Annotated in this window: 13 protein-coding genes; 8 read left to right on the top strand and 5 right to left on the bottom strand. The window is 64.9% G+C overall.

Annotation, left to right across the window (positions count from 1 at the left end):
- Positions 1-3 precede the first annotated feature (3 nt).
- Positions 4-975, top strand: coding sequence for an NAD(+) diphosphatase (gene nudC, locus VFG49_RS05485; RefSeq protein WP_324858510.1), 972 nt, complete (start codon positions 4-6; stop codon positions 973-975).
- 187 nt (positions 976-1,162) lie between these two features.
- On the top strand, positions 1,163-2,032 hold the full coding sequence (locus VFG49_RS05480; protein WP_324858509.1) for a cobalamin biosynthesis protein: 870 nt from the start codon (positions 1,163-1,165) through the stop codon (positions 2,030-2,032).
- A 109-nt stretch (positions 2,033-2,141) separates the two neighbouring features.
- Here VFG49_RS05480 and VFG49_RS05475 read toward each other — a convergent pair whose 3' ends face one another.
- Positions 2,142-4,016, bottom strand: coding sequence for an MFS transporter (locus VFG49_RS05475; protein ID WP_324858508.1), 1,875 nt, complete (start codon positions 4,014-4,016; stop codon positions 2,142-2,144).
- A gap of 169 nt (positions 4,017-4,185) precedes the next feature.
- Between VFG49_RS05475 and VFG49_RS05470 the strand changes: the two genes are divergently transcribed.
- The 6 genes from VFG49_RS05470 (at position 4,186) to VFG49_RS05445 (ending at position 7,110) form a co-directional block, all read left to right on the top strand.
- Positions 4,186-4,488: a hypothetical protein gene (locus VFG49_RS05470; RefSeq protein ID WP_324858507.1), complete on the top strand. Its 303-nt coding sequence runs from the start codon at positions 4,186-4,188 to the stop codon at positions 4,486-4,488.
- Positions 4,489-4,542: 54 nt separating this feature from the next.
- Complete coding sequence (locus VFG49_RS05465; RefSeq protein WP_324858506.1) at positions 4,543-4,908, top strand: hypothetical protein; 366 nt, start codon at positions 4,543-4,545, stop codon at positions 4,906-4,908.
- A 141-nt stretch (positions 4,909-5,049) separates the two neighbouring features.
- On the top strand, positions 5,050-5,394 hold the full coding sequence (locus tag VFG49_RS05460; protein WP_324858505.1) for a DUF3175 domain-containing protein: 345 nt from the start codon (positions 5,050-5,052) through the stop codon (positions 5,392-5,394).
- An 86-nt stretch (positions 5,395-5,480) separates the two neighbouring features.
- Positions 5,481-6,128 carry a dihydrofolate reductase family protein gene (locus VFG49_RS05455; RefSeq protein WP_324858504.1) on the top strand — a complete coding sequence of 216 codons (648 nt, stop codon included), beginning with the start codon at positions 5,481-5,483 and terminating at the stop codon, positions 6,126-6,128.
- Positions 6,129-6,204: 76 nt separating this feature from the next.
- On the top strand, positions 6,205-6,651 hold the full coding sequence (locus VFG49_RS05450; RefSeq protein WP_324858503.1) for an SRPBCC family protein: 447 nt from the start codon (positions 6,205-6,207) through the stop codon (positions 6,649-6,651).
- Between the two features lie 51 nt (positions 6,652-6,702).
- Positions 6,703-7,110, top strand: coding sequence for an SRPBCC family protein (locus tag VFG49_RS05445; protein ID WP_324858502.1), 408 nt, complete (start codon positions 6,703-6,705; stop codon positions 7,108-7,110).
- 123 nt (positions 7,111-7,233) lie between these two features.
- Here VFG49_RS05445 and purD read toward each other — a convergent pair whose 3' ends face one another.
- The 4 genes from purD to VFG49_RS05425 form a co-directional block, all read right to left on the bottom strand.
- The gene (purD, locus tag VFG49_RS05440) at positions 7,234-8,517 is read right to left on the bottom strand and encodes a phosphoribosylamine--glycine ligase (protein WP_324858501.1); all 1,284 of its coding nucleotides are present in this window, start codon (positions 8,515-8,517) and stop codon (positions 7,234-7,236) included.
- 258 nt (positions 8,518-8,775) lie between these two features.
- Positions 8,776-10,140 carry an AMP-binding protein gene (locus VFG49_RS05435; protein WP_324858500.1) on the bottom strand — a complete coding sequence of 455 codons (1,365 nt, stop codon included), beginning with the start codon at positions 10,138-10,140 and terminating at the stop codon, positions 8,776-8,778.
- A 192-nt stretch (positions 10,141-10,332) separates the two neighbouring features.
- A complete protein-coding gene (locus VFG49_RS05430) occupies positions 10,333-10,905 on the bottom strand; it encodes an L-threonylcarbamoyladenylate synthase (RefSeq protein WP_324858499.1) in 573 nt (190 codons plus the stop codon).
- Complete coding sequence (locus VFG49_RS05425; RefSeq protein ID WP_324858498.1) at positions 10,906-13,437, bottom strand: DNA topoisomerase I; 2,532 nt, start codon at positions 13,435-13,437, stop codon at positions 10,906-10,908. It lies immediately after the preceding gene.
- Between the last annotated feature and the right edge of the window lie 2 nt (positions 13,438-13,439).

Below are 13,439 nucleotides of genomic sequence, written 5' to 3'. Positions count from 1 at the left end.
GGCATGGACCGCACCGTTTCGCCGCGCCTCAATACATTCGCCGGGCTGAGCCTCATCCTCGACCGCGTCGCCGAAAAGCGCGACGAATCGTTGTGGATCAACGAGCAGGCCGCCTCCGAACACGCCCGCTACCTGCTGCTCGATGCACTGGGGCAGACCTTCCTGTTGCCCGGCAGCGAGACCTTGCGCTGGCTGGACATGGGCGAGCGGGAACAGTTGCTGGGCGACCTCAAGGCCACCTTCCTCGGCTTTGCGGACGAACGGCCGCATTTCCTGCTGGCGCTCGATGATCCGCATCGTGCAGAAGCACTGGAAAGCGCGCTGGGCGCGCGACGCGCCGGCCTGCGCGACATCGGCCTGCTGCTGCCGTCGGACGAGGCGGGCCTGTTCGCCTACGCCAAGGGCCTGGCACATTGGCAACGCGAGACGCGCCACTGCGCGTTCTGCGGCTCTCCAGTGGTGCTGGTCGCCTCCGGTCATCGCGCGCAGTGCGCCAACGCCGAATGCGGCCGCATGCATTTCCCGCGCACCGACGCCGCAGTGATCGTCATCGTCGAACACGAAGGCGCCTGCCTGCTCGGCCGCCAGGCCGGCTGGCCGAAGGGTCGCTACTCCACGCTGGCGGGTTTCGTGGAACCCGGCGAAGCGCTGGAAGATGCCGTGCGCCGCGAAGTCGCCGAAGAGTCGGGCGTGATCGTCGGCGACGTGCACTATCACTCCTCGCAACCGTGGCCGCTGCCGCAATCGCTGATGGTCGGCTTCACCGCCACCGCCGTGTCTCGCACCATCCGCCTGCGCGATCGCGAACTGGAAGAAGCCCGCTGGTTCACCCCGCAGGACATCGTGGATGGCCTGGCCGATGGCAGCTTCCTGCCCTCGCTGCCGCTATCGGTGTCCTATCGCCTGCTCGAACATTGGCTGAGGCAGCGCGCGGGGCTTGAACTGGATGCGCTGGTGGCGAAGCACCGCCGCTGAGCTTCGTCATCGTTGCGGGGGCGCACCCTGTGCGCGACCGCGGTCCACGCCTTACCTCAACAATCGATGGTCACCGCCACCCAGGCGCTGCGGTCTCGGGTGCGCTCCCACGACGACGGCGACATGCCCGTCCTGACCGCCACACCCCATGCCTTACAATGCGGCCATCGAACGGGAGATCTGTTTCATGGCTGTCAGCCTGCTTGCCGCGCTTATCGCTCTGGGCTTGGTGCACGTGGCACCGCAACTCGCGCACTGGCGCGGCGATGGCGGCTTCCGGCGCTGGGTGTCACAGCTGGGCGACACCAGCGGCCCGGCGCGCACGACGGTTACGCTCGGCGTGCCGGTGGTGCTCTGCCTCATCGTGGTGTGGCTGATCAGCCTGTTGCCCGGCAGCGAGCTGTTCCGCCTGATCTTCTCGCTGGTGGTGCTGCTGTACTGCTTCGGTCCGCATGCCTACGAAGCGGATCTGGAAGCCATCATCCGCGCACCCGACCAACCCTCGCGCGAAGCCGCGGCGCAAGCGCTGTCCGACGATGGCGAAGCGGTGAACTGGAATGCCGTCGCGCTGGGCGAGGCCACGGCGTACGCCGCGTTGCGTCGCCGCTTTGGCGTACTGCTGTGGTTCTTCCTGCTCGGCCCTGCCGGCGCGTTGCTGTATCGCCTCGCGCAGACGTTGGGGCGTGATCCAAGCCTGCGCATCGATGCGCAAGCCCGCCAGGCGGCGCGTGCCTTCGCCAACGTCGCGGACTGGCTGCCGGCGCAGCTGATGGTGTTCACGCTTGCGCTGGTCGGCCATTGGGATGCCGTGATCGGCGCATGGAAACAGTGGCACCAACAGCAATCGCCCAATAGCTGGTATGTCGAAGGCCCGGGATTCCTGGGTGCCGCCGCACGCGCCGACGTGGAAATCGACATCGTGGCCGGCGACGGTTACGCCGAGGAACGCACCGACGTGGTTGGCGAACTGATCCGCCTGCGCGGCGCACTGCTGCGCGCACTGCTGGCGTGGCTCAGCGTGGTGGCGCTGATCGTGCTGGCAGGCTGGATGGCCTGACCGGCGTTGCCCTTGCAGGAGCGCACCCAGTGCGCGATCGCGGAGGGATGCCGTTACGCCTTCGTAGGCTTTTCGCGCACTGGGTGCGCTCCTACAGGTAAGCAGCTAGTCAGGCCAAATCCCCGCGCAACTCGCGCACCCGCGCCTCCAACGTCGCCAGTCGTGCATCAGCCGCCGCAATCGGCGCAGCGCCCACCAGCTCCACGCGCGCCCTGAAGCGACGCGGCAGGCGCGAGCGATGCAACATGGAGTCACGACGACTCCACACGCTGCCCCACAGCCCGCGCAGCGCCAACGGCACCACGGGCACCGGCCGACGTTCGAGGATGCGCGCCACTCCGGGGCGGAACGGCGCAATATCGCCATCGCGTGTCAGCCCACCCTCGGGAAAGATGCATACCAATTCGCCATCGGCCAGGGCTGCATCCACTTCCTCGTAGGCGCGCTCCAGGATGGCCGCGTCTTCCTTCTGCCCCGCGATGGGAATCGCCTTCGCCGTATGGAATACGAACTTCAGCACCGGGATGTTGAAGATCTTGTAGTACATGACGAAGCGCGCGGGACGACGCAGGTTCGCCATCAGCACCAGCGGATCCATGAAGCTCACGTGGTTGCACACCAGCAGCGCCGGACCCTCTTCTGGAATGTTGTCCAGGCCATCCACGCGCACGCGGTAGAGCGTATTCACCAGCACCCAGGTGATGAAGCGCATCAGGAATTCGGGGACCAGGGTGAAGATGTAGACCGCCACCGCCACGTTGAGTATCGCCGCCGCAAGGAATATCTGTACGGCGGTGAGGCCCGCCGCGCCAAGCGCGAGGCCAAAACCCGATGCCAGGCAGATCAGCAGCGCGTTGAGGATATTGTTGCCGGCGATGACGCGTGAGAGGCGATCACGCGGCGTGCGGGCCTGCACATAGGCAAACAATGGCACCACGTAGAAACCGCTGAAGACGCCGATGAGCGTGAGGTCCATCACCACGCGCCAGCTTCCCGCGCCGTGCAGGAAACCCATCCAGTCGAGGTTGTGCACATTCGCCAGATGCGGATGCGCGAAGTACAGATCCACGCCGAACGCGGTAAGCCCAAACGCGCCCAGCGGCACCAGGCCCACTTCCACGCGACGCCCCGACATGCGTTCGCACAGCAACGCACCCACGCCCGTACCCAGCGAAAACAACGTGAGCACTAGCGTGTTCACCGAGCCGTCGCCGCCCAGGTTCATGCGCGTGTAGTTGGGCAGCTGCGCCACGAGCACGGTTCCGAAGAACCAGAACCAGGAGATGCCCAGCACCGCGTTGAACACTCTGCGGTCTTCGCGCGTAATGCCCAAGACGCGTGCCGTTTCGGTGATCGGGTTCCAGTTGAACTTCAGATGGGGCGCCGTGGCGGGCGCCGCCGGAATGCGACGACTTGCAAGATAGCCGAGCACCGCAATCGAAACGGTCGCCACCGATGCGGCGACCGGCCCGTAGCCCGCAATGAGCATCAGCGAATTGCCGACGATCATGCCGATGAGCATCGCCAACTGCGTGCCCATTTCCACCAGGCCGTTGCCGCCGACCAGTTCCTCCGGCTTCAACGCCTGCGGCAGGATCGCGTACTTGATCGGCCCGAACGTCGTCGAGTGCAGCCCCATCAGAAACAGCACCACCAGCAGCAAGGTGGTGTGGTGCGTGTAGAAGCCGATCGCCGCGATCAGCATCGCCGCGATCTCGAACAGCTTTACGTAACGGATGATGCGCGACTTCTCGTACTTCTCCGCCAGCTGGCCCGCCGTGGCCGAAAACAGGAAGTAGGGCAGGATGAACAACGCCGGCGCCAGGTTGGTGTAGAGCGACACGGTGTGATCGTCCAGCCCCATCTGGAACGCCACCAGCATCACCATCGCATTGCGGAACGCGTTGTCGTTGAACGCGCCCAGCGCCTGCGTCCAGAAGAACGGAGCGAAACGACGGCTTCCAAGCAGGTTGAACTGGCTCATGCGTGGCCCTGGTGATGGAACGCGGGAAGCCTAGCGCGAAACCATGGCGGTCATCACCGTCACGGCAAGATGCTCTTGACTTGCCGCCCCTCGCCCTCCATGAAAGGATGTCACAACACACATCCAGCGGACGGCTTACAGCTGCCGCTCAATTCAGGCGTCAGGCGACATGAATCGACTTCTGGCCTTTGGATATTTGCTTACAGTGATGGTTATGGCAGCGTCTATTGCCATAGCCCGAGGTGCACTGACACACCTCGATGGCATCACCTCTTTCTTTATGTCTCAAGCTATCTGCCTCGGGCTGTTCCCGGCGTCATTTGCACTTTTCAAAGGTGCGCGCCGGTCGTCCAGCAAACTGCGCAAGTCGCTAGGCTACGCAATGTCTGTCTTAGACGTGCTGCTGGCGTCTGGCGCAACAGCGGCAGTGGCTCTTATCGTTGCAGGTAATGGGCGGTTCCATCTCGCCTAACAATTTATCAAGCGAACGGCTTGCAGCCATCGCTTAATTCAGGCATCGGAGCCAATGAAGACGGACCAGAAGCTCGTGATTGCCATGGCAACCATCTGGCTGATTGCAGGTGTCGTGGAACCTCACCTCCCTCATGCTGGCCAGCCACTCAATGAGGTAGGTATTGCGCAATCCTTCGTACTTGTAATTCTTTTATTTGCCTGGTGCAAGGCACATGCAGTGAGCCACCAGATCACCGCACCCAAGGCAGCTGCATTGCTGGTCGGAATCATCCCGCCTGTAGGCATCCCGTACTATTTTTTCCGCGGGTTTGGTTGGCGCGAAGGAGTTCGAGGATCTCTGTGCGCCGCCGGCTGCCTAATGGGCTTTGTCGCGTTGTACTTTGCGTCCTTCGCGTTGAGTGCTCATATTGGCTTCTAACAACTCATTCAAGCGGCGGCCGCAGGGCGCACATCACTTCATGCTGATGGCCACATCACGATTGCATCAGCCTTCCGACACACCGCCGTGACCTGCGCTGCGCTACTGCTTGGCGCAACGCCCCACTGCGTATTACTTGCCATGACCACCCGTTCCCGGCAACACCATTCCCCGCGCGGCAAGCGCCGCTGGTCCCAGCACGTGATGGAGACCAGCGATGCGCTCGACCTGAAGTCCGGCACATTCGCCAAGCGTGATCCGGCCGAGATTGCGCGTTCGCTCAAAGCGTCTGCCGAACACAGCAAACGGCGCAAGTCGTCGCCGTTCCCGTCAGCGATGTCGATGCTCAATTTCTATATCAATCGCGGCGGCAGGCAACTTCCCCGGGAGCAGCGACAACACCTTGAGGCCGCCAAGGACGAGCTGCGCGTATTGTTTGGTCGTCCACGCCAGCGTGCCAGCCGCCATCGGCGCAAACCTGCCTGAGCTTGGCTTGCGCCGCCGACTGTGTCGAAATCGCACGCACCGATTCGTCGGATAGATGACACCTTGCCAACGGCAGCGAGTACACCATGCAAAAACTTCGCGTCCAGAGCTTTGCCATATCCCTCGATGGTTACGGCGCCGGCGCCGACCAGGACCTGGAGCATCCGCTCGGTGTCCATGGCCCCGAGTTGATGGGCTGGTTTTTCCCCACGCGCGCCTGGCGGGCCATGCAGGGTGACGACGGTGGCGAAACCGGCGTGGACCATCGCACGGCGGAAGACAGCTTTGCGAACATCGGCGCGTGGATCATGGGCCGCAACATGTTCGGCCCGGTTCGTGGCCCCTGGCCCGACGATAGCTGGAAAGGCTGGTGGGGCGATGAGCCGCCCTACCATGTGCCGGTGTTCGTGTTGACGAATCACCCACGCGAACCGCTCACCATGGCGGGCGGCACGATATTCCATTTCGTGACGGACGGCATCCATGCCGCGCTTGAGCGTGCCAAGGCCGCGGCGGGCCAGCGTGATGTCCGTGTCGGTGGTGGCGTGTCGACGGTCCGGCAGTATCTGCAGGAGCGCCTGATCGATAGCCTGCATCTGGCGGTCAGCCCGGTGCTGCTCGGGCGCGGTGAATCGTTGCTGGGCGGGCTGGATCTGCGGGAGTTGGGTTACGCGTGCGAACGCACCGTCGCCGGCGAGCGCGCAACCCATGTGTTCCTGCACAGGCGCTCCTGAGGGCTGCCGCGCTGCGCGACGAGGTGATTTCGTTGGACTCATCGCCGGACTTTCGGATACATCGAAGGAATACTGCATGACCACCCACACCGTCAGGCTGCACCGCGTGCTGCGCACCACGCCGGACAAGCTCTACCGCGCCTTTATCGATGCCGACGCACTCGCGCGCTGGCTGCCGCCGAATGGATTCACCGGTCGGGTGCATCGCATCGATGCCACGGTCGGCGGCGCCTACGAAATGTCATTCACCAATTTCACGACGGGCCATAGCCATGCATGGGGCGGCCGCTACGAGGAACTCGTGCCTGGCGAACGCGTGCGTTACACGGCGACCTTCCACGATGCCAACCTTCCCGGTGAAATGCGGACGACGATCACGTTGCGGCCGGTGTCGTGCGGCACGGAAGTGGATATCGTGCAGGAAGGTATTCCCGCCATGATTCCGGTCGAGGCGTGCTACCTCGGCTGGCAGGAATCGCTGCTGCACCTGGCTGCGCTGGTGGAACCGAACATTCCCGATTGACGGGAACATGCCGGCGCCTTGTTACGACCCGTATCCCAGCAAGGACGAACCATGTGGACGCATGAGGAAAGCATCGAAATCGAAGCACCGGCGGCGCGCGTGTGGCAGCTCTTTCGCGACGTCGCCGGATGGAAGCGATGGAATGCGGGCATCGAGCACATCGAGTTGCACGGGCCGTTCGCCACCGGCACCACCTTTACCATGCAGCCGCCCGGCGAAGATGCGTTCGTCAGCACGCTGATCGCCGTGAGCGAGAACGCGGGCTTCACCGACGAAACGGTGATCGATGGCACGCGCGTCGTTGTCGAGCATCGCATCGAACCGACATCGGCAGGCGGCGCCCGTGTCACCTATGCCACGCAGATCCACGGGCCTGGCGCGGAGGATTTTGGTCCGCTGGTCACCGGGGATTTCGGTGATGTGCTGAAGGGCCTGAAGCGTATGGCGGAAGCTGGATAGCCGTCCATCCACGGCAGCCATCTGCACGCTGAGAGTCGGGTGACGCCGCATCAGTTCGAATGTCGCGCAGAAAGAAAGGCCCCGGTCATGCCGGGGCCTTTGCTTGTGCTACGCGCTGAATGTTCAGCCGCGATGCAATGCCCGATGGGCGATGTCGCGACGGCAAAACGCACCTTCGTAGTGAATCTTGCCGATGGCGGCGTAGGCGTGTTCGCGGGCACCGGCAATGTCCTTGCCCAGCGCGCACACCGTCAGCACGCGACCACCGGCGGTAACGACGCGTCCCTTCGCATCCAGCTGCGTGCCGGCGTGAAACACCTTCACGTCAGGACCGAAATCGCCATCCAGCCCTGAAATGACATCGCCGTTGCGCACCTTGCCCGGATAGCCGCCAGCCGCCATCACCACGCCGATCGACGGGCGCGCATCCCACTGGATGTGCGTGTGGTGCAGCTCGCCATCGAGCGCGGCCTCGATCAGTTCGACCAGGTCGGACTTGAGGCGCAGCATGATCGGCTGCGTCTCCGGATCGCCGAAGCGCACGTTGAATTCGATGACCCTGGGCGTGCCGCTCTTGTCGATCATCAGGCCCGCGTAGAGGAAGCCGATGAAGGGCGCGCCTTCCATCGCCATGCCGTGCAACGTGGGCTCGATCACTTCCTTGAGGATGCGTTTTTCCACCTCGGGCGTGACCACCGGTGCGGGCGAGTAGGCACCCATGCCGCCGGTGTTCGGGCCGAGGTCGCCCTCGTCGCGGCGCTTGTGATCCTGGCTGCTGGCCATGGGCAGCGCGTGCTGGCCATCGCTCATCACGATGTAACTGGCTTCCTCGCCTTCGAGGAACTCCTCGATCACCACGCGTGCGGACGCATCGCCGAACTGGTGCGCGCCGAGCATGTCGTGCAGCGCCTGCTCCGCATCGGCTTGCGTAAGCGCAACCACCACGCCCTTGCCGGCCGCGAGACCGTCGGCCTTGATCACGATAGGCGCACCGTGCTCTCGTACATAAGCCAGCGCGGGATTGAGTTCAGTGAACACGGCATAGCGCGCCGTGGGGATGTTGTGGCGGAGCAGGAAATCCTTGGCGAAGGCCTTGGAACCTTCCAGCTGCGCGGCCACCGCACGCGGACCAAAGCAACGCAGCCCGGCGGCGCGGAACTTGTCGACCAGGCCCGCCACCAGGGGCACTTCAGGGCCGACGACGGTCAGCTCGATCTTCTCGGCCTTGGCCAGCTTGAGCAGGCCGTCGATGTCGGTGACGGCCACGTTCGCATTGCGCACGCCCTTCTCACGCGCGGTGCCAGCGTTGCCGGGGGCGACGATCACCTCGCTCACGCGCGGCGACTGCTTGAGCTTCCACGCCAGCGCGTGTTCGCGCCCACCGTTGCCGATGACCAGGACTTTCATGCGTGCTCCACTGCTTGAGGACAGCGCCGGGGGCGGCGCAGTCCATCATTGTAGTGGCTGGGGTGGGTTTGCGCAGCGCAGCAAGGAGTGCCGGGGCGGGTGGAGTGCATGGTTTTTGGCGGAGTGGAGCGACCGCCAGGGCTTTTCGGCGCGGGAGTGTCGATCGCGCACTGGGTGCGCCCCTACAACGGAGCGGAGCAGTGGCCCGGCCATGACCCGAAAACCGGAGACCCGGCCCGATGAAACTCAAAAAAGCGGCTACAGCAACGCCAACAACGCCGCCCTAGGCAACTTCCCAGTCTCATTGCGCGGCAGCGCATCCACCAGCTTCATCGGGCGCGGCAAGAACACCGGATCCACGGCCTGTCGCATGGCCTCAAGAATGGCCTGCTCGGTCATATCGGGCGCCACCGCCAGAGCCGCGATGCGTTGGACGCCCAGCGCGTCGCCACCGTCGAGCTGGAACACCACGCCATCCTTCACGCCGTCAATCGACAGCAGGCGCCGCGTGAGATCACCAAGCGAGGCGCGCTTGCCGGCGATCTCCAGCATGTCGGCATGGCGGCCGCGCAGGCGGAAACACCGGCCGCCGTCGTGCAGGGTGACGATGTCGGCCAGCGTCATGGGCTCGTCCAGCTGAGGGGCGCGCACCTGGGTGCCGTCGGGTTGCGGATGCAGCTGCACGCCGTCGAACAGTGTCCACGGCTCGTCGTCGGCCGCGCGGCGGCTGGCGAACACGCAGGTTTCGGTGGAACCGAACACTTCCAGCAACGGTGCGCCGTAGCGCGCTTCCGCGGTCTGGGCCAACTCCACCGGCATAGGTGCCGTGGCCGAGACCATGGCGGCGATGGGCGGCAAGGCCACGCCCGATTCGATCAGGGCGCGCAGGTGCACGGGGGTTGTCACCAGCACGCGCGGCGTGGGCACTTCCGCCAAAGCCGCGGCGACATCGGCGGGGAACAGCGGGCGTCCCGCGTGCACGCTGACATCGTCCAGCAGTGGCAGCAGCACGGACATCTCCATGCCGTACATGTGCTGCGGCGGCACCGTCGCTACTACGTGGAAACCCTTGCCCACGGCGGCGTGCAGCATGCGCAGGTTGCCGGCGTTGCTGGCGTGGAAACTGCCCCACGTCTTGGCGTTGCCCTTGGGCACGCCGGTGGAACCGGAGGTGTAGCCGATGGCCACCACCTGGTCGACGGGGAGATCAAGCCATGCATAGCCGTCGTCGGCTTCGGGCGTGTCCGACAGCGACGGCAGGTGGCGATAGTGCGGCGGCGGGTTGTCCAGCGCCAGCTCACCCACGGCATAGCAACCCGGATGCGCCGCCATCACTTCGGCCACGGCCTGCGGCGCGCGCGAGGAAGGCAACAGGTTGGCCTGCCCGCGCAATGCGATGGCGCAGAAGGCGACCAGGAAGGCGTAGCGGTCCTCGCACAGGTTGACCGCCGTGGCGGCCGGCGGCAGTTGGGCCGCGATGTCCTGCACATGGGCAAGGAAACGGGCGGCGCTCACCGCCTCGCCCTGACGCCAGGCCACGATGCGCTCAGGCTGGCCGGCAACCAGCAAGGGCAGGCCATGGGCCGCCTGGTCCCGCTGGAAGCTTTCAAAAACGATGGCCAAGCTCATCTCCCTAGTCGCGCAATCACGCCAGCAAGCACGGCTCGCCTTGGCGGCCATGTAACGGGTCAAAAACCGGAAGCCCGTTGAGGTTCCCCATCCTCAGGGCAGCCACTGAATCCGTCCCTACCGACGAAGGGTGGCGTGAGGAAGTCATTCATCTTTCGCAGAAATTTGCGAAAGCAACGCCTTCTATCAGGCCCGGATGATAACGCCAGTCATGGCGTCGCGGATGATCGTAGGCCTTTGCTGATCGCCCAGCGGGGCGTCGAGCAGGCCGTCCAGGGCAGGGCCGAAATAGGCCTCTACCGTGGCCGCGCTTCGTGCGGGCGGCTCGCCATGGGGATTGGCGCTGGTGGATACCAGCGCGGCGCCGAACGCCCGACAGAGCGCGGCAGCAGGTTCGTGGGCGGTGACGCGCAAGGCGATGCCGGCATGCGCACCGGCGACCCAGTCGGGCACACGCGCCGAACGAGGGAAAATCCAGGTATGCGGCCCAGGCCAGCTCGCCCGCACCTGCGCCAGCACGTCGGCCGGCACGGATGCCAGGTCGATATAGGGTTCGACCTGGGCAAAATCGGCAGCAATCAGCAGCACGCCTTGCGTAGGCGGCCGCTGCTTCAGCGCGAACAGGCGCTCGAACGCCACGCGGTCATGTGGATCGCAACCGAGACCGAACACGGCCTCGGTGGGATACGCCAGCACGCCGCCTCGATGCAGCAGCGCGGCAGCGTCATCGAGCTCAGCGAGGGTGAAGCGGTCCGCCACTCAGGCAGGCGCCTTCTTGCTGGCCGCCTTCTTGACGGCAGCCTTCTTCGCCGAGGCCTTCTTGGCCGTCGCCTTCTTCGTGGCCGTCTTGCTGGCGGAAGCTTTCTTGGTCGCCGACTTCTTCGCGGTCGCCTTCTTGGCCGTAGCCTTCTTCGCGGCCGGTTTCTTCTCGGCGGGCGCCTTCTTGGCGGCGACCTTCTTGCTGGCGGTCTTCTTGAACGCGCCGCGGCCCTTCTTCACCGGCGCCGCGGCAAGCAGCTCGATGCACTGGGCCTCGGTCAGCTCCTTCGGCTCCTGGTCCTTGGGAATGCGCGCGTTCTTCTCGCCGTCGGTGATGTACGGACCAAAGCGGCCATTGAGCACCTGCACGCCGTTGCCGAAGTCCTGGATGATGCGGTTGGCGATCATCTCCAGCTTTTCCTGCACGATCTGCAGGGCGCGCGGCAGCTCGATGGTGTACGGATCGTCCTCGGGCTTGAGCGAGGCATACGTGCTGCCCTGCTTCACGAACGGACCGAAGCGGCCCACGCCCACGCTCACCTCGTCGCCGTTGTCGGCCGCGCCGAGCTTGCGCGGCAGCTTGAACAGCTCCAGCGACTCCTCCAGCGTGATGGTGTGCATGCTCTGGCCGGGACGCAGGCTGGCGAACTGCAGCTTTTCGTCGGTGTCCTTGTCGCCGATCTGCGCGTACGGCCCGTAGCGGCCCAGGCGCACCGACACCGGCTTGCCGCTCTTGGGATCAGTACCCAGCTCGCGCGCGCCGGTGGCTTCGCTGCGGTCGACCGTCTCGGTCTTCTCGTCCACCTGCTGCTTGAACGGCTGCCAGAAGCGCTCCATCAGCGGCACCCAGGCTTCCTCGCCACGACTCACCGCGTCCAGCTCGTCCTCGAGCTTGGCGGTGAAGTCGTAGTCGACGTAGCGGGTGAAGTGCGAGGTGAGGAACTTGCTTACCGCACGGCCCACGTCGGTCGGCTTGAAGCGACGGCTGTCGAGGAACACATATTCGCGGTTAAGCAGCACCTGGATGATGCTGGCGTAGGTGGAAGGACGGCCGATGCCGTATTCCTCCAGCGTTTTGACCAGACTGGCTTCGGAGTAGCGCGGCGGCGGCTCGGTGAAGTGCTGGTCGGCCGCGATGTCGTGCAGCGCGACCTGTTCGCCCACCTCAAGCTTGGGCAAGCGGCGACCTTCGTCGTCATCTTCCGTAGTCTTCTGATCGCGGCCTTCTTCGTATACAGCCAGGAAGCCGGGGTCGATCACGGTGGTGCCGGTCGAACGGAACGCGGCGTCGCCGCCGGCAACGTGCTTGACGTCGAAATCCACCGACACGGTGTTCATCGTGGCGTGGATCATCTGGCAGGCAACCGTGCGCTTCCAGATCAGCTCGTACAGCTTGCGCTGCTCCTCGTTGAGAAACGCCGACACTTCGCGCGGCGTGCGCATGGCCGAGGTCGGACGAACCGCCTCATGCGCTTCCTGCGCGTTCTTGGCCTTGGACTTGTAGGTCTGCGGATGGTCCGGCAGCGCCTTGCGGCCGAAGTCGCGGGCGATCAGCTCGCGCAGCTCGCCCACCGCATCCTCGGACAACGCCACCGAGTCGGTACGCATGTAGGTGATCAGGCCGACGTTGCCCTCACTGCCCAGCGAGACGCCTTCGTACAGGCCCTGCGCCACCTTCATGGTGCGGCTGGTGGAGAAACCCAGCTTGCGCGCGGACTCCTGCTGCAGCGTGGAGGTGGTGAACGGCGGCGCCGGACGACGCTTGCGTTCCTTGCTGCCCACTTCGCTGACGGTGAGGCGGCCATGCGCCGCTTCCTTCAGCGCCGCGCGGGCGGCCATCGCATCGTGTTCGTTGGTGAGGTCGAACTGCTCGAACTTCTTGCCGTTGAGCTTGGTGAGGCGGGCGGTGAAGTCGCCTTCCGGATGGCGCAGCGCGGCCTCGACGGTCCAGTACTCGCGCGCCTTGAACGCTTCGATCTCTTCTTCGCGCTCCACGATCATACGCAGCGCCGGCGACTGCACGCGGCCGGCGGACAGCCCGCGCTGCACCTTGCGCCACAGCACCGGCGACAGGTTGAAGCCCACTAGGTAGTCCAACGCGCGGCGCGCCTGCTGCGCGTCGACCATGTCCAGCGACAGCTGGCGCGGCGCCGCCACGGCGGCCTTGATCGCCTTGGGCGTGATTTCGGAGAACACCACGCGATGGAGCTGCTTGCCCTTGGTCAGGCCGCGCTCCTTGAGGATCTCGCTGATATGCCAGGAGATGGCCTCACCCTCGCGATCCAAGTCGGTCGCCAGATAGATGTCGTCGGCCACCTTGGCCGCCTTGGCGATCGCATCGACGTGTTTCTCGTTGCGGTCGATCACCTCGTAGGCCATGGCAAAGCCGTTGTCGGGATCGACGGCGCCCTCCTTGGGCCTCAGGTCGCGCACGTGGCCGTACGAAGCCAGGACCTGGAAGTCCTTGCCGAGGTACTTGTTGATCGTCTTCGCCTTGGCCGGCGACTCGACGATGAGCAGGTTTTTTGCCATGT

It is taken from the genome of Dyella sp. (assembly GCF_035685885.1).
GTDB lineage: Bacteria > Pseudomonadota > Gammaproteobacteria > Xanthomonadales > Rhodanobacteraceae > Dyella.
Note: the sequence above shows the minus strand (reverse complement) of the source record. Positions and strands in the feature narration are given on the sequence as shown.

Excerpts from the sequence above, each read along its gene's own strand:
- nudC (WP_324858510.1), top strand. The coding sequence starts at position 4 with ATGGACCGCACCGTTTCGCCGCGCCTCAATACATTCGCCGGGCTGAGC.
- VFG49_RS05480 (WP_324858509.1), top strand. The coding sequence starts at position 1,163 with ATGGCTGTCAGCCTGCTTGCCGCGCTTATCGCTCTGGGCTTGGTGCAC.
- VFG49_RS05475 (WP_324858508.1), bottom strand. The coding sequence starts at position 4,016 with ATGAGCCAGTTCAACCTGCTTGGAAGCCGTCGTTTCGCTCCGTTCTTC.
- VFG49_RS05470 (WP_324858507.1), top strand. The coding sequence starts at position 4,186 with ATGAATCGACTTCTGGCCTTTGGATATTTGCTTACAGTGATGGTTATG.
- VFG49_RS05465 (WP_324858506.1), top strand. The coding sequence starts at position 4,543 with ATGAAGACGGACCAGAAGCTCGTGATTGCCATGGCAACCATCTGGCTG.
- VFG49_RS05460 (WP_324858505.1), top strand. The coding sequence starts at position 5,050 with ATGACCACCCGTTCCCGGCAACACCATTCCCCGCGCGGCAAGCGCCGC.
- VFG49_RS05455 (WP_324858504.1), top strand. The coding sequence starts at position 5,481 with ATGCAAAAACTTCGCGTCCAGAGCTTTGCCATATCCCTCGATGGTTAC.
- VFG49_RS05450 (WP_324858503.1), top strand. The coding sequence starts at position 6,205 with ATGACCACCCACACCGTCAGGCTGCACCGCGTGCTGCGCACCACGCCG.
- VFG49_RS05445 (WP_324858502.1), top strand. The coding sequence starts at position 6,703 with ATGTGGACGCATGAGGAAAGCATCGAAATCGAAGCACCGGCGGCGCGC.
- purD (WP_324858501.1), bottom strand. The coding sequence starts at position 8,517 with ATGAAAGTCCTGGTCATCGGCAACGGTGGGCGCGAACACGCGCTGGCG.
- VFG49_RS05425 (WP_324858498.1), bottom strand. The coding sequence starts at position 13,437 with ATGGCAAAAAACCTGCTCATCGTCGAGTCGCCGGCCAAGGCGAAGACG.